Raw genomic sequence first — 14,777 nt, 5'->3', positions numbered from 1 at the left:
GTTGCTGGCAGATCAAAGCCCCGTTCGGGTTTCGCAAAGCGGCTGCCGGGGCCGGCCCGGTCAAGCCGGTACAATGGACGGCCCTCACGCTTGAAGTACCCGCGCCGATGGCCTCCAGCGACGACGCCCCCCTGCAGACCCTGTTCCTGCCGTTTTCACAAGGTGCCCTGCGCTGGCCGGAAGGTCCGGTGGCCTTCCTGCGGGCCCGCGACGGCTGGCCGCTGCGCGAAGCGGCCGGCAACCGCGAGGTGCACTGTGAACAGAGCTTCGCCCCGTTCGCGCAGCCACTGCAGCAGGCCGCCGGCTGGACCGTCAGCGGCCAGCTGGATGATGTGGCCGGCAAGGGCCGCTACCCGTTGGTGCTGGTGCTGCCGCCGCGCCAGCGCGAAGAGGCTCGTGCGTTGTTTGCACGCGCGCTGGCGCTGGTCGCCGACGGTGGCCGCATCGTCGCCTGCCAGTCCAACAACGAAGGCGCGCGCTCCGGCGAAGGCGACCTCAAGCAGTTGGCCGGCCTCGGCGGCAGCCTGACCAAGAACCATTGCCGCGTGTACTGGACCGCCCCACTGCAGGGCCAGCACGACGCTGACCTGGCCAAGCGCTGGTCGGTACTGGACGCGGTGCGCCCGATCGTCGGCGGCCGTTTCCTCAGTCGTCCGGGCGTGTTCGCCTGGGATCGCATCGACCCGGCCTCGGCACTGTTGGCCGAGCACCTGCCGGCCGAGCTGGCCGGGCGTGCTGCCGACCTGGGCGCTGGCTACGGTTACCTGTCACGCGAACTGCTGGAGCGTTGCCCGAAGATCACCGCGCTGGACCTGTACGAAGCCGAGCAGCGCGCACTGGCGCTGGCCGAGCTGAACCTGGCGCCGCCGCCGCGCCCGCTGCCGCTGCGCTTCCTGTGGCGCGACGTCACCGCCGGCATCGAGCCGGGCTACGACGTCATCATCAGCAACCCGCCGTTCCACACCCCATCGCGTGCCGACCGCCCGGACATCGGCCAGCGCTTCATTGCCGTGGCTGCGCAGGCGCTGCGCCCGGGCGGGCGCCTGTACGTGGTGGCCAATCGCCACCTGCCGTACGAGCACACCCTCAACGACAGCTTCGGCGCGGTGCGCGTGGTCGCCGAGCGCGACGGCTTCAAGCTGGTTGAAGCGGTGAAGGGGAAAGGCAAGTGAAACTGGTCAAGCACATTGCCAATCTGGGCTATGGCAGCCGCAAGCAGGTGCAGTGGATGTTCCGCGAAGGCCGCATCACCGACGCCGACGGCGAGGTACTGTACGCCGACGACCAGGTGCCGCACGAGGTGATCCGGGTTGATGGCGAGCCGCTGGACCCGCCGGTGGGCCTGTCGATCGCGCTGCACAAGCCGGCTGGCTACACCTGTTCGACCAAGGATACCGGCCGCCTGATCTACGACCTGTTGCCGCCGCGCTTCCGCGACCGCAATCCGGTGCTGTCCACGGTGGGCCGCCTCGACCGCGAGACCAGCGGCCTGCTGCTGCTGACCGACGATGGCAGCCTGCTGCACCGGATCATCTCGCCGAAGTCGAAGCTGCCGAAAGTCTATGAGGTCGAATTGAGCGAGGACCTGCGCGGCGACGAGGTGGCGCTGTTCGCCAGCGGCACGCTGATGCTGGAGTCCGAGAAGACGCCCCTGCTGCCGGCTGAACTGGAAGTGCTGGATGCGCGTCGCGCGCGCCTGGTGCTGCACGAAGGCCGCTACCATCAGGTACGCCGCATGTTCGCCGCCACCGGCAACCACGTGCAGGCCCTGCACCGCAGTCGTGTTGGCGGGCTGGACCTGCAGGGACTGGACGAGGGGCAATGGCGGCAGCTCACTTCCACCGACCTGGATACGCTGTTCGCTCCATGACCACCATTGCTGCGCTGCCGTTCCTCCCCGACGCCGTCATCTTCGACATGGACGGCCTGATGATCGACAGCGAGCGCGTCTCGCTGGCCTGCTGGAGCGAGGCCGCCGACGAATTCGCACTGGGCCTGGACGAGGCAGTGTTCCTGCGCATGGTCGGCCTCGGCGACCGGGATTCGCACGCGCTGCTGCGTGCGCAGGGTATCGAGGACAGCGTGATCGAGGCGGTCGCTGCACGCTGCCACGAACTGTACGAAGGACGCACACAGACCGGCCTGCCGTTGCGTCCGGGCATCCTGGAACTGCTGGAGCTGCTGAAGGCGCACGCGGTACCGCGCGCGGTGGCCACCACCACGCGGCAGCCGCGTGCCAACCGCAAGCTGGCGGCGGCCGGACTGCTGCCGTATTTCGACGCGGTGATCACCAGTGGCGACGTGGCGCGGCCGAAACCGGCGCCGGACATCTACCTGCTGGCCGCGCAGCGACTGGGCCAGGTGCCTGGGCGCTGCCTGGCGCTGGAAGACTCACCCGCTGGCACGCGCGCGGCATTGGCCGCTGGCATGACCGTGATCCAGGTACCGGACCTGGTGCATCCTGACGAAGAGCTGCGCGCACTGGGCCACCGCATCGTGGGCTCGCTGGTGGACGCGCACGCATTGCTGCTGCCGCTGCTGCCGAAGTAGCGGTGGGTGCCGACCGCCCCTGACGGTGGGTGCCGACCGTTGGTCGGCACACCTGCCCCCATCACACCCGCCCGAACACCAGCGCGGCGTTGGTGCCACCGAAGCCGAAGCTGTTGGACATCACCGTGTCCAGCGTCTGCGCGCGGCTTTCGCGCAGGATCGGGAAGCTCTCCACCTTCGGGTCCAGTTCGCCGATGTTGGCCGAACCGGCAACGAAGCCATCGCGCATCATCAGCAGGCAGTAGATCGCCTCGTGCACACTGGCCGCACCCAGCGAATGGCCGGACAGCGCCTTGGTCGAGGACAGCGGCGGCACCGCATCGCCGAACACTTCGCGGATCGCGTTGAGCTCGGTGACGTCGCCCAGCGGCGTGGAGGTGCCGTGGGTGTTGAGGTAATCCAGCGGGCGATCGACGCCCTGCAGTGCCATCTTCATGCAGCGCACCGCGCCTTCACCGGACGGGGCGACCATGTCGGCGCCGTCGGAGGTCACGCCATAGCCGATCAGTTCGGCATGGATGCGCGCGCCGCGCGCAACGGCGTGGTCGTAGTCCTCCAGCACCAGCATGCCACCACCGCCGGCGATGACGAAGCCGTCGCGGTCCTTGTCGTACGGGCGCGAGGCGCTGGCCGGGGTCTCGTTGAAGCTGGTCGACAGCGCGCCCATCGCATCGAACATCACGCTCATCGACCAGTGCAGGTCTTCGCCGCCACCGGCGAACATGATGTCCTGCGCGCCATGGCGGATCATGTCCGCGGCGGCGCCGATGCAGTGCGCCGAGGTCGCGCAGGCGGCCGACAACGAATAGCTGACGCCCTTGATCTGGTAGGCGGTGGCCAGGCAGGCCGAGACCGTCGAGCACATCGTGCGCGGCACCATGTACGGGCCGACCTTGCGCACACCACGTTCGCGCAGCAGGTCGACCGCGCCGATCTGCCATTCGCTGGAGCCGCCACCGGAACCGGCGATCAGGCCGGTGCGCAGGCTGCTGACCTGCTCGGCGCTGAGCCCGGCATCGGCGATGGCATCGCGCATGGCCAGGTAGGCGAAGGCCGCCGCGTCGCTCATGAAGCGCTTCTGCTTGCGGTCGATCAGCGCCTCCAGATCGAGGTCGACACGACCGCCGACCTGGCTGCGCAGGCCCGCTTCAGCGTGGTCGGCCAGGGCGGTGATGCCCGAGCGCCCTTCGCGCAGCGCGGCCGAAACGGTATCCAGATCATTGCCGAGGCAGGAGGTGATGCCCATGCCGGTGATGACGACGCGACGCATCAGAAGCTCCCGGTTTCGGTGAACAGGCCGACGCGCAGGTCGCGGGCGCTGTAGATTTCGCGATCATCCACGTACATGCGGGCATCGGACTGGGCCATCACCAGCTTGCGGTTGATGACCCGGCTGATGTCGATCTCGTACCGTACGAGCTTGGCGTCCGGCAGTACCTGGCCGGTGAACTTCACCTCGCCACAGCCCAGCGCGCGGCCCTTGCCGGGGGCGCCCAGCCAGGTCAGGAAGAAGCCGGTCAGCTGCCACATGGCATCCAGGCCCAGGCAGCCTGGCATCACCGGGTCGCCGATGAAGTGGCAGCCGAAGAACCACAGGTCCGGGCGGATATCCAGCTCGGCGCGTACCATGCCCTTGCCGTGCGGTCCGCCGTCCTCGTGGATGTCGGTGATGCGGTCGAACATCAGCATCGGATCGTTGGGCAAACGGCCGGCGGCGGTGCCGAACAGTTCACCGCGTGCGCTGGCCAGCAGCTGTTCGCGGTTGAACGCGTGGAGACGGGTCATGAAGCACAATCCTGGAAGCGGGAAACAGGGAAACAAGCGTTCGAGGATGCCCGTGGAAACTGCGCCGATCAAACATTTCAACCGTACGCAACCGTAGTGTTTTCAATGGAATACGCGCATCCTGTTGATGTGCAACGACCATACTTCGGCGTGTGGCCCGTTCGGCACGCCCCCGCCCTTTCCGCCTGACATGACCCGACTGCGCAAGATCATCCACGTCGACATGGACGCGTTCTACGCGTCGGTGGAGCAGCGCGACGATCCGTCACTGCGGGGCAAGCCGGTGGTTGTGGCATGGCGCGGCGCGCGCTCGGTGGTGTGTGCGGCGTCCTACGAGGCACGCGTGTTCGGCGTGCGTTCGGCGATGCCGGCGCTGCGCGCCGAACGCCTGTGTCCGGACGCGATCTTCGTGCCGCCTGACTTTGCACGTTACAAGGCGGTGTCACGCCAGGTGCGCGAGATCTTCCTGCGCCACACCGACCTGGTCGAGCCGTTGTCGCTGGACGAGGCCTACCTGGACGTGACCGAGCCGAAGAGCGGCATCGAACTGGCCACCGACATCGCCCGCACCATCCGTGCGCAGATCCGTGAGGAGACGAACCTGACCGCTTCAGCCGGGATCGCGCCGAACAAGTTCCTGGCCAAGATCGCTTCGGACTGGCGCAAGCCCGATGGCCAGTTCGTGATTCCACCGCAGCGGGTGGACGCGTTCCTGCTGCCGCTGCCGGTGAACCGGGTGCCCGGCGTCGGCAAGGTGATGGAAGGCAAACTTGCCGCGCGTGGCATTGTCACCTGCGGCGATCTGCGGCAATGGGCATTGACCGATCTGGAAGAGGCGTTCGGCAGTTTCGGCCGCAGCCTGTACAACCGCGCACGCGGCGTCGACGAGCGGCCGGTGGAACCGGACCAGCAGGTACAGTCGATCTCCTCGGAGGACACCTTTGCCGAGGACCTGCTGCTGGAAGACCTGGGCGAGGCGATCGTGCAACTGGCGGAGAAGACCTGGAAGGCCACGCGCAAGACCGAGCGCGTCGGCCACACCGTGGTGCTGAAGCTGAAGACCGCGCAGTTCCGCATCCTCACCCGCAGCTTCACCCCGGAGCGCCCGCCGGAATCGATGGAAGAACTGCGCGACATCGCGCTGGCCCTGCGCGCCCGCGTCGACCTGCCGGCGGAGACCCGTTACCGCCTGGTCGGCGTCGGCCTGGGTGGCTTCCGCGAAAAGGAACCGGTGGTGCAGGGGGAATTGTTCGAGCACTGATCATTGCCATGCCGACCAACGGTCGGCACCCACCAACATCAGCAGGTTCCGTCAGCAGCAGGAAACTGTCGAAGGCGGGGTGGGGCCGGTTGCGGGGGCGTGAGCCGCATGGATGGGGCGACCGAGCTTACATGGACGTACTTGCAGCGTCCCCCGCAACCGGACCCACCTCGCCATCCCACGGATAGCCAGCTGTTGCTGTTGCTTCGGCTGTTGCCGTTGCATTGAGCAGGTGCAGGGCGCAGCCCTGCAAAAGAAAACTCCCTACCTCATGGCCACTGCATCTCGCCCTTGGCCACCTTCGCGCTCAGCTCCAGCGATGCGACGCCATCCAGCTTCGGGTAGCGCGACTGCATTGCCTGCACCAGCGCCGCACTGTCCTTCGCCTTTGCCGCTTCGATATCGAACGTGCGGATGTAGTCCGCAGTGAAGCGCAGTGCACTGGCATCCAGCGCCGCACCTGGCGCGTAATGCCCCGGCACCACCACCTTCGGCTTCAGCGCCTGCAGCTGCTGCAGGGTCTGCAGCCAGTCGGCATGTGACTTCGGCGTCTGCGTGTCGGCCATCCACACGTGCTCGCCCGCCACCACCGGAATGCCACCGACGATCGCGCGCAGCGACGGCACCCACAGCACGGTGCGGTCCGGGGTCGGTCCGTCCAGGCCGATCAGCGGCAGGCGCTGGCCTTCCAGTTGCAGGGCATCGCCCTCCAGCACCTGCGGCAGCACGATGCGCGCGGGCACGTCGGCAGCCATCTTCGGGCCCCAGTAGGCCAGCTTGCCGGCCTGTGTCTGCTGGATGTGGGCAACGGTCTGCGCGGTAGCGACGATGCGCGCCTGCGGGAACGCATCCTGCAGCGTGGCCAGGCCGAAGTAGTAGTCCGGATCGCCGTGGCTGATATAGATCGTGGTCAACTGCTTGCCGCTGGCGCGGATCAGCTCGACCAGTTTGCGCGCGTCGCTGGCACCGAACTGCGCATTGACCAGGATCGCGTCGTGGCGGCCTTCGATCAGCACCGAGGACACCGGGAACATTGCCTGCGGGCCGGGATGGAAGGTCTGCAGGTGCAGTTGGGATTTCGTCGCGGTGGTCGGCGCCGCGGTGGCCGGTGCGGCCAGCAGCGGCGCACTGGTGAAAGTGGCGGCCAGGGCGAGGGGAAGCAGCAGGGCAGCGGTACGCATGGGAATTCCTTGTCTAGAGCCGGGCCAATGCCCGGCTGCATGTTCGCGTAGAGCCGAGCGCGGGCTTGGCTCTACATGGGACGTGCGTGGATCAGTACGCGGCGGTGATGATCTGCTTGGGGTACTTGTGCGCTTCCAGCTCGGCGACGAACGCGGCGCCGTAGTCGGCATAACTGATGCGGCTGTGGCCGCTGGCGTCGGCCAGGAAGGCCCTGGGCTGCACGCGGTAATGGCCACGCTCTTCGCCCGGGCCGATTTCGGCGGCCGGCGAGAAGAAGGTCCAGTCCAGGTCGTCCACAGCCTGCAGTCGATTGAAGGCTTCTCGATGGGCCAGCGCGTATGGCTTGTAGGCCTCCGGGAAGGTGGGGGTATCGACCAGCTGCACGCCGGGTGCGACTTCCAGGCTGCCGGCACCGCCGACCACCACCAGGCGCGGTACACCGGCCTTGCGCGCGGCCGCGGCCAGCTGTGCGGCCACCTCGCCGACGCGGCCGATGTCATCGCCCGGGCGTGGGCCGTAGGCGCTGGCCAGCACGTCGTGGCCGGCGATGGCGGCGACCAGCGCGTCCTGGTCATCCAGCGAGGCGACCACCGGATGGGCGCCGGCCAGTTCGGCCGGAAGATCCTGCGCGCTGCGCACGATGACAGTGAGTTCGTGGCCGTTCGCCAGCGCGTGGCGGGCGATCTGGCGGCCGATGTTGCCGGTGGAACCGACGAGGGCGATCTTCATGGCAGGACTCCGTGGGGCGGTGTGGGGGGGGACGCGGCCACTGTAGGCCGCTGCAGTCGCTCGAAAAACAGCGTATAACGCGCTTGTTTGTTGCATGGATCGAGCATATGGACCGATTGACCGCCATGACCGTGTTCGTCGAGGTGGCCGAGCGCGGCAGCCTGACCGCAGCGGCAGAGGTGCTGGACATGTCACGGGCGATGGTCAGCCGTTACCTGGCCGAGGTCGAGGGTTGGCTGGGCGCGCGCCTGCTGCACCGGACCACACGGCGGGTCAGCCTGACCGGCCCCGGCGAAGCGGCGCTGGCGCGCTTCCGGCAGATGCTGGCGATAAGTGAGGAACTGCAGGGCGAGCTGGCCAGCGATGATCCCGAACCGCACGGCACGCTGCGGGTGACCGCCAGCGTGTCGTTCGGGCAGAGCCACTTGGCACGAGCGGTGGCCGGTTTCGTCGCGCGCCATCCTGCCGCGCGCATCGAACTGCTGCTGGTCGACCGCACCGTGAACCTGGTGGAAGAACGGGTGGACCTGGCCGTGCGCATCGCGCGCCAGATCGATCCCAGCCTGATCGCACGGCGGCTGGCGACCTGCCGCTCGGTGCTGTGCGCGACGCCGTCCTACCTGGAGGCGCGCGGTACGCCAACCGCTCCCGAACACCTGGCCGCGCACAACTGCCTGACCCACCACTACGTCGGCAAGAGCCTGTGGCAGCTGCACCGCGATGGCCGTTCGCTGTCGGTGGCTGTGGGCGGCAACATCAGTGCCAACGAGGCATCGCTGCTGCTGGAGGCGGTGCGGGCCGGTGCCGGTATCGCCATGCTGCCGACCTACCAGGTGGCGCCGATGCTGCGCAGTGGCGAACTGGTCGAACTGCTGCCCGAATTCAGTCTGGACGAGCTCGGCATTCATGCCGTGTACGCATCACGGCGACAGCAGCCCGCTATCATGCGGCGATTCCTGGACTTCCTGGGCGAGTGCTTCGCCGGCCCGGCCTTCCAGGATCTGGATTGGCGCCCGCCGGGCAAGGAGGACACATGAACCATGGACAGGCCTTGATCGACCACAACCGTGCTGCGTGGGACCGCCAGGCCAGTGAAGCGCGCGAATGGTCGCGCCCGGTGGAAAGCTCAACGATTGCTGCCGCGCGCGCAGGCCGCTGGCAGGTGCACCTGACGCCGCGCGCGTTGCCGCTGGACTGGATGGGCGACGTGCGCGGCCGTCGCATCCTGTGCCTGGCCTCGGGTGGTGGCCAACAGGCACCGGTGCTTGCTGCCGCTGGCGCCGATGTCACCGTGTTCGACCTCTCCGACGGGCAGCTTGAACAGGACCGCGCGGTCGCCGCGCGCGATGGCCTGCAGCTGCGCACCGTGCAGGGTGACATGCGCGACCTGCACGTGTTTGCCAATGACAGTTTCGATGTGGTGTTCCACCCGATCTCGAACCTCTACGTCCCTGACGTGCGCCCGGTATGGACTGAATGCCGCCGTGTGCTGGCGCGCGATGGCATGCTGATGGCCAGTTTCTACAATCCGGTGCTGTTCGTGGGTGCGCGCGATCCGCAGCTGGATGCACAGGGCCTGATCCGTCCGCAGTACGCCATTCCCTATTCGGACCTGGAAGACCTGCCGCAAGCCGAACGCGAGGCGAAGCTGGCCCGTGGCGACGCATTGACCTTTGGCCACAGCCTGACCGAGCTGATTGGTGGCCAGCTGGATGCCGGCTTCGTCATCGATCGCTTCATGGAAGACTGGCAGCCGCGGCCGCGCTTCCTGATCGACCGTTATCTTCCCACCTTCCTGGCCACCCGGGCGCGCCGGATCGGTTGAGGCGGATCGGCGCGGAAACCAGCGGCGTACAATGGGGGCCCACGTCGTGCAGGTACCGTTCCTTGTCGTATCCCTATCCACTGGTCGTGTTCGACCTTGATGGCACGCTGGTCGACAGCGCAGCTGATATCGCCGAAGCGCTGAACCGCACGCTGGAGGACATCGGCATGGCACGCGTGCCGGAAGCCACCGTGCTCGGCTGGATCGGCGACGGTGTGCGCCGCCTGGTCGAACAGGCCGTGCATGCGGCAGGCCGCGAGGTCGACCTGGCCGAAGTGATGCCGGTGTTCATGGTGCACTACCGTGAATGCCTGCTGCGCAGCCCGCGCCTGTTCGATGGCGTGGCCGACGCACTGGCGCAGCTGCGCGCGCGCGACGTGCCACTGGCGATCTGCACCAACAAGCCCGAAGCACTGGTGCCGCCGCTGCTGCAGCACCTGGGCATTGGTGATGCGTTCGCGCTGATACTGGGCGGTGATTCGCTGCCGCAGCGCAAGCCCAGTGGCGAACCGCTGCGGCACATCGCCGCGCATTTCGCGCTGCCGGTGGAGGCGTGCCTGATGGTGGGAGATTCGTTGACCGACTACCGCGCCGCCGAAGATGCGGGCATGCCGATCGCGCTGGTGCGCTACGGCTATCCGCGCGGCCTGGACCTGGGCAGCGCGCACGCGGTGGCAGTGATCGACGACCTGCGTGAGTTGCCGGGGTTGGCCGCGGGCGTTCGGGCGTAGAGCCGAGCCCACGCTCGGCTGCTTTTCATTGCGTGAGCCGAGCATGGGCTCGGCTCTACAGTAGATCGACGCCATGCGCCGATGGCATCAGGAGGCGCCGGGCGATGCCCGGCGCGCGCCTTCATTTCGGCTGGTAACGCACGCTCAGCTGGTACTCGCGGCCGGGCTGGTTGAACCACGCCACGGTCTCGTAGCGGCGATCGAACACATTGGCGGCACGCGCCAGCAGCGTCCACGACGGCGTCAGCGCGTACTCGGCGCGCAGGTCCAGCGTACCGTAACCGCCGACCTTTATCGTGTTGGCCGCATTGTCATAACGCTTGCCTGAACCCTGAACCGTCAGACCGGCGCGGAAGTCGCCGAAGCGGCGGTCGATGTCCAGGCGTGCGGTCTGCTGCGCGCGGCGCGGCAGCCAGTTGTCGAACTGGGTGCTGCCATGGGTACGGTTGCGCGGGTCGGTGTAGCTGAGCTGTGCGTTGATGTCGAAGCCGGCCAGCAGCACGCCACCGGTCAGTTCGGCGCCGCGGATGCGGGCCTTCTCCACTTGCTGCATCCTGAAGGTCGCCGCATCGTAGGTAATCAGATCATCGATGCGGGTTTCATATACGTCCAGGCCCCAGTGCCAGCCCTGTCCCTGCTGCGAAACGCCCAGGTTGGCGCTCTTGGACTTCTCCGGGTTCAACGTCGGCACGCCGCTCCACGGGTCGTACAGATCGCTGAAGGTCGGCGCCTTGAACGCGGTGCCATAGCTGGCGTTGAGGCGCAGGCCGTGGCCCAGTTCCATCGCCCAGCCGGCGCTGCCGGTGGCGTGGTTGCCGAACTGCTGGTTGTCGTCGTTGCGTGCGCTGACCTGCAGCTGGTGGCGGCCGAAGCGGCCCTGGTACTGCACGAACACGCCGGTGTTGCGACGGCTGTCGACGAGGTACCCGGCGCTGCTGCCATCCAGGTTGTCTTCGCTCCAGTCCACGCCGGTGCTCAGCAGCTGGCCTTCGGCCATGCCGAAGTCGCCCTGCAGCGAGGCGCTGTCACGATGGGTCTGGGCGCTGCCACGGGCATCGAAGTCGCCGAAGTTGTCCGACTCGTTGTCACTGCGGCCGACATTGGCGGTGAACGCCAGGCGTTCGGACGGGGTGTAGCGCAGCTTGCCGGACAGCACCTGCTGGCGGGTTTCCGAATAGTTGTAGTAGCCGTCGTAATGGTTCTTTCCGTCGGCACGCAATGCACTGCCTTCCACATTCCATTGGTCGTTGAAGGTGTAGCCACCGCGCAGGCTCTTGGACAGGTTGCGGTAGCCGTCGCGGTCATGCTCGTCGGCAAAGCAGCCCGCGGTGAACACCGAGGAGGAGCCGCGGCAGGCATCGATGCCATCGGAATGCTGGTAGGCGATGTCAGCGCCGAACCAGCCGCGTTCGGTGCCGCCGCCAATGCCGCCACTGGCCTCGCGCAGTCCATTGCTGCCGCCACCGAGCTGGAAATGCGGGGCGAAGTCACCCTGGCTGCGGCGGGTGAAGATCTGGATCACGCCACCGATGGCGTCCGCGCCGTACAGGCTGGACTGCGGGCCACGCACGATCTCCACGCGCTCGATCTGTGCCAGCGGCAGGTCCTGGTACATCGCCAGGCCGAGGTCGGCGCTGTTGATGCGCACGCCATCGACCAGCACCACGGTGTGGCCGGAGTTGGTGCCGCGCAGGAACAGCGAGCTCTGCTTGCCCAAGCCGCCGGCATTGGTCAGGTTGATGCCGGCGCGGCCGCGCAGCAGTTCCTGCAGCGAGGTGGCCTGGCTGGATTCGATCTGCGCGCGGTCGATCACCTGGGCCGGCGCGATGCTGTCCTGCAGGGCGATCGGGGTGCGGGTCGCAGTGACCAGGATCTGGTCGAGCGCGGTGGTGTCATTGGCGGCCTGGGCCAGCGCGGGCAGGGCGGCCAGCACGGCCAGGGACAACATTCGGGACTGCAGCTTCATGGGGGACTCCAGGTGCCACGCACGCCCGCGTGGCGAAGGGGAGGAGCCGCGAAGGCAGGCACGCGCCGATGCCGCAGCGCACGCCACGGTCATCCAGCGCCATGCCCACCGCATCGCGACCTGAGGCTTCCGGGCCGGTCTCCGGGCTTGCCGCCGGGCGGCGCGAGGCCGCCGTCCAGGCGCCTTCCCATGCCTGAGGCACAGTGGCAGTGTTGCCCGGAACTGACGTGCTTACCGTTGCGGGGGCAGCGCCGGCCTGGCGTGGAATCACGCGTCACCGGCTTCCCGTTTCAACCTGCCGGCCGTGGCCGCAGGTCACCTGGAAGTGCGCGCAGTCTACGGCATCGCAGGCAGTCCCGTTGCGTCGCGCCTGCTCGACTGCCTCTGCTGTGCCCTTAGAATGGTCCCTCGATCCCGTGGTGCCGTTGCCGATGTCCGCCCGTTTTCCGCTGTCCCCGCGTTGCCTGTACGGAACGCACGCATGATCCTCGACCTGGTCCGCCATGCCGGCAACGGTCGCGATGAGTTCCTCGATGGCCGCAGCGACCCACCGCAGCTGGCCCGCCTGCCGCAGGAACTGGTCGACGCCTACGCCGCGCAGCCCTGGGAGCGGGTGATCAGTTCGCCGCGGCTGCGCGCGCTGCACACGGCAATGGCGCTGGCCACGCCGCGCGGGCTGGACGTGGAAGCGGACGAGGAATGGGAGGAACTGGATTTCGGCGATTGGGACGGGCAGTCGCTGTTCGACCTGCCGGAGGATGCACTGGCTGCCTTCCATGCTGACCCGCATGCGTTCCCGCCGCCGAACGGCGAAAGCTGGGGCCACTTCGAGCGGCGCATCGCGCGCGCGCTGGATCGCCTGCTCGATGATGACGATCCGGTGCCGACGCTGGTGGTCAGCCATGGCGGCCCGCTGCGCATGGTGCTGTCGAAGGTCTGCGGCCTGCCGATGTCGCTGTGCTGGGCGCTGCGCATCGACCATGGCACGCGCCTGCGTGTGTGGCTGGAGCGCGGTGAGGCCGGGCTGGTGGGCGAATTGCTGGAGCTGCAGCAGCCCTGACCCATCGGTAGTGCCGGCCGCTGGCCGGCAGCCTCGGAAACGCTGCGAAGATCATGCAGTTGCCGGCCAGCGGCCGGCACTACCATGCCGTCAATCCTCGTCCGCATCCTCGGCAACGCTGTCTTCCGCGTCATCGTCGGCATCGAAGCGCTGCTCATGCACCGGGCCCGACGCCGGGCCGGCCGCCTTCAGCGGATGCGCGGCGATGCGCGCTTCATAGTCCTGTACCAGCGCATCGCGCTGCGGCTCGCTCAGTTCCTGCCAGTGGCAGTCCAGCAACGCACCTTCCAGCGAGTACAGCAGGTTCAGGCTGGGCTTGAAGCCGGCACGCTTGACCTTGACGAAGGCACCGACCGCTCCGATCGCGACCAGGTCGTCGCGGCTGCGCAGGCCGACCTGGCGCAGCCAGGCCGCGCTCTTGGGGCCGATGTTGCGCAGCTTGGGTGCGTTCATCCCAGCGCCTCGACGAACACGCGGGCGATGGCTTCCAGGCCGGCCTGGTCGTCGGCATCGAAGCGGCCCACCTTCGGGCTGTCGATGTCGAACACGCCGATCAGTTCATCGCCGCGCAGCAGCGGCACCACCAGCTCCGAACGCGAGGCCGAATCACAGGCGATGTGGCCGGGGAAGGCGTCGACATCCTCCACGCGCTGGGTGACCCGCTGGCTGGCGGCGGCACCGCACACGCCCTTGTCCAGCGGGATGCGCACGCAGGCCGGCAGGCCCTGGAACGGGCCGACCACCAGTTCCTTGCCATCGTACAGGTAGAAACCCACCCAGTTCAGGTCGGGCAGGGCGTGGTAGACCAGTGCGGAGAGGTTGGCCGCGTTGGCGATGCGGTCGGACTCGGCGTAGACCAGGCCACGGGCCTGTTCCAGCAGCTGGGCGTATTGTTCCGGCTTGCTGCCGGTGAGCGAGGCATTGGCGAACATGCCCGCAGTCTAGCAAGCGCGACGGGCCGGCGATAATGCACGCTCTGTTGCCCTGTTGGAGCCAATCGATGCCGTTGCCTGCCACGCTGCCGCCCGCCCTGTTCGTTACCGGCACCGACACCGAAATCGGCAAGACCGCGGCCAGCACTGCGCTGCTGCATGCGCTGCGCCGGCGCGGCCTGCGTGCAGTCGGCATGAAGCCGGTGGCCAGTGGCAGCGAAGACCTGGGGCAGGGCCTGCGCAACGAGGACGCGCTGGCACTGCAGGCGGCCAGCTGGCCGGTGCCGGACTATGCCGACCTGAACCCGTATGCGCTGCGGCAGCCGCTGGCACCGGAGCTGGCGGCGGCCGAGGACGGCGTGCAGGTGGAACTGGCGCCGATCGTGGCCGCGTTCGCGCGACTGCGCGCGCAGGCCGATATCGTGGTGGTGGAGGGGGTTGGCGGTTGGCTGGCGCCGGTCTCGGCCACGCTGGACCAGCTCGACCTGGTGCGTGCGCTGCAGCTGCCGGTGCTGCTGGTGGTGGGCATGCGGCTTGGCTGCGTCAACCATGCGCGGTTGACTGCGCAATCACTGCAGGCCAGCGGCGTGGACCGCCTGGGCTGGATCGGCAACCACATTGATCCTGCGATGCAGCGCCAGGACGAGAACATCGCCACGCTGCAGCAGCGCCTGCCGATGCCGTGCTGGGGACGGCTGCCGCATCTGCCGGGGGCGGATGGTGAAGCGTTGAGCGCGCATCTGTTCGACGACCTGG

Annotated in this window: 16 protein-coding genes and 1 riboswitch; of the genes, 9 read left to right on the top strand and 7 right to left on the bottom strand. The window is 67.9% G+C overall.

Translation table 11 applies throughout. The features are described from left to right. Nucleotides 1-107: 107 nt before the first annotated feature. From ACTXG9_RS15125 to ACTXG9_RS15115, 3 genes are read left to right on the top strand one after another with little or no spacing between them, the layout of a single operon-like run. Nucleotides 108-1,172, top strand: coding sequence for a class I SAM-dependent methyltransferase (locus ACTXG9_RS15125; protein WP_021204379.1), 1,065 nt, complete (start codon nucleotides 108-110; stop codon nucleotides 1,170-1,172). Continuing rightward, on the top strand, nucleotides 1,169-1,870 hold the full coding sequence (locus tag ACTXG9_RS15120) for a pseudouridine synthase (protein ID WP_021204380.1): 702 nt from the start codon (nucleotides 1,169-1,171) through the stop codon (nucleotides 1,868-1,870). Before ACTXG9_RS15125 ends, ACTXG9_RS15120 begins: the two co-directional genes overlap by 4 nt. Then, nucleotides 1,867-2,550 (top strand): HAD family hydrolase, encoded by a 684-nt coding sequence (locus ACTXG9_RS15115; protein WP_021204381.1) that lies wholly within the window; start codon nucleotides 1,867-1,869, stop codon nucleotides 2,548-2,550. The genes ACTXG9_RS15120 and ACTXG9_RS15115 overlap by 4 nt, the downstream gene beginning before the upstream one ends. 61 nt (nucleotides 2,551-2,611) lie before the next feature. Here the strand turns inward: ACTXG9_RS15115 and fabB are convergent, their stop codons facing one another. Together fabB and fabA are read right to left on the bottom strand one after the other, a co-directional pair. Then, complete coding sequence (gene fabB / locus ACTXG9_RS15110; RefSeq protein WP_019660927.1) at nucleotides 2,612-3,820, bottom strand: beta-ketoacyl-ACP synthase I; 1,209 nt, start codon at nucleotides 3,818-3,820, stop codon at nucleotides 2,612-2,614. Further along, nucleotides 3,820-4,335 (bottom strand): 3-hydroxyacyl-[acyl-carrier-protein] dehydratase FabA, encoded by a 516-nt coding sequence (gene fabA, locus ACTXG9_RS15105; RefSeq protein WP_014035851.1) that lies wholly within the window; start codon nucleotides 4,333-4,335, stop codon nucleotides 3,820-3,822. The genes fabB and fabA overlap by 1 nt, the downstream gene beginning before the upstream one ends. Nucleotides 4,336-4,525: 190 nt before the next feature. Here fabA and dinB point away from each other — a divergent pair, with 190 nt between their 5' ends. After that, the gene (gene dinB, locus ACTXG9_RS15100) at nucleotides 4,526-5,596 is read left to right on the top strand and encodes a DNA polymerase IV (RefSeq protein ID WP_111097732.1); all 1,071 of its coding nucleotides are present in this window, start codon (nucleotides 4,526-4,528) and stop codon (nucleotides 5,594-5,596) included. Nucleotides 5,597-5,865: 269 nt separating this feature from the next. Here the strand turns inward: dinB and ACTXG9_RS15095 are convergent, their stop codons facing one another. Together ACTXG9_RS15095 and ACTXG9_RS15090 are read right to left on the bottom strand one after the other, a co-directional pair. Continuing rightward, the gene (locus ACTXG9_RS15095; protein ID WP_019660929.1) at nucleotides 5,866-6,777 is read right to left on the bottom strand and encodes an MBL fold metallo-hydrolase; all 912 of its coding nucleotides are present in this window, start codon (nucleotides 6,775-6,777) and stop codon (nucleotides 5,866-5,868) included. A 91-nt stretch (nucleotides 6,778-6,868) separates the two neighbouring features. Then, nucleotides 6,869-7,507 carry an NAD(P)-dependent oxidoreductase gene (locus ACTXG9_RS15090; RefSeq protein ID WP_021203368.1) on the bottom strand — a complete coding sequence of 213 codons (639 nt, stop codon included), beginning with the start codon at nucleotides 7,505-7,507 and terminating at the stop codon, nucleotides 6,869-6,871. A gap of 107 nt (nucleotides 7,508-7,614) precedes the next feature. On the opposite strand from ACTXG9_RS15090, the gene ACTXG9_RS15085 reads away from it, so the two are divergent. The 3 genes from ACTXG9_RS15085 (at nucleotide 7,615) to gph (ending at nucleotide 10,063) form a co-directional block, all read left to right on the top strand. Beyond that, nucleotides 7,615-8,544, top strand: coding sequence for a LysR family transcriptional regulator (locus ACTXG9_RS15085; protein ID WP_111097719.1), 930 nt, complete (start codon nucleotides 7,615-7,617; stop codon nucleotides 8,542-8,544). Further along, on the top strand, nucleotides 8,541-9,332 hold the full coding sequence (locus ACTXG9_RS15080) for a class I SAM-dependent methyltransferase (RefSeq protein WP_019660932.1): 792 nt from the start codon (nucleotides 8,541-8,543) through the stop codon (nucleotides 9,330-9,332). Before ACTXG9_RS15085 ends, ACTXG9_RS15080 begins: the two co-directional genes overlap by 4 nt. A gap of 62 nt (nucleotides 9,333-9,394) precedes the next feature. Then, complete coding sequence (gene gph, locus ACTXG9_RS15075) at nucleotides 9,395-10,063, top strand: phosphoglycolate phosphatase (protein WP_019660933.1); 669 nt, start codon at nucleotides 9,395-9,397, stop codon at nucleotides 10,061-10,063. Nucleotides 10,064-10,184: 121 nt separating this feature from the next. Here gph and btuB read toward each other — a convergent pair whose 3' ends face one another. Beyond that, nucleotides 10,185-12,029 (bottom strand): TonB-dependent vitamin B12 receptor, encoded by a 1,845-nt coding sequence (btuB, locus tag ACTXG9_RS15070; RefSeq protein ID WP_111097717.1) that lies wholly within the window; start codon nucleotides 12,027-12,029, stop codon nucleotides 10,185-10,187. Between the two features lie 115 nt (nucleotides 12,030-12,144). Next, nucleotides 12,145-12,367: riboswitch (cobalamin riboswitch) on the bottom strand. 143 nt (nucleotides 12,368-12,510) lie between these two features. Here btuB and ACTXG9_RS15065 point away from each other — a divergent pair. Next, the gene (locus ACTXG9_RS15065) at nucleotides 12,511-13,089 is read left to right on the top strand and encodes a histidine phosphatase family protein (protein ID WP_021203373.1); all 579 of its coding nucleotides are present in this window, start codon (nucleotides 12,511-12,513) and stop codon (nucleotides 13,087-13,089) included. Nucleotides 13,090-13,179: 90 nt separating this feature from the next. On the opposite strand, the gene ACTXG9_RS15060 is transcribed toward ACTXG9_RS15065, so the two are convergent. Then, nucleotides 13,180-13,542, bottom strand: a complete 363-nt coding sequence (locus ACTXG9_RS15060) for a TfoX/Sxy family protein (RefSeq protein WP_021203374.1) — start codon at nucleotides 13,540-13,542, stop codon at nucleotides 13,180-13,182. Continuing rightward, complete coding sequence (locus ACTXG9_RS15055) at nucleotides 13,539-14,021, bottom strand: GAF domain-containing protein (RefSeq protein ID WP_005407940.1); 483 nt, start codon at nucleotides 14,019-14,021, stop codon at nucleotides 13,539-13,541. The genes ACTXG9_RS15060 and ACTXG9_RS15055 overlap by 4 nt, the downstream gene beginning before the upstream one ends. A 68-nt stretch (nucleotides 14,022-14,089) precedes the next feature. On the opposite strand from ACTXG9_RS15055, the gene bioD reads away from it, so the two are divergent. Then, a partial coding sequence (bioD, locus tag ACTXG9_RS15050; RefSeq protein ID WP_457654787.1) for a dethiobiotin synthase occupies nucleotides 14,090-14,777 on the top strand: 688 nt, incomplete at its 3' end.

The sequence above is a fragment of the Stenotrophomonas maltophilia group sp. LNF247 genome (assembly GCF_054083135.1).
The sequence above is the reverse complement of the archived record's forward strand: the minus strand, read 5'-3'. Positions and strand labels throughout refer to the sequence as shown.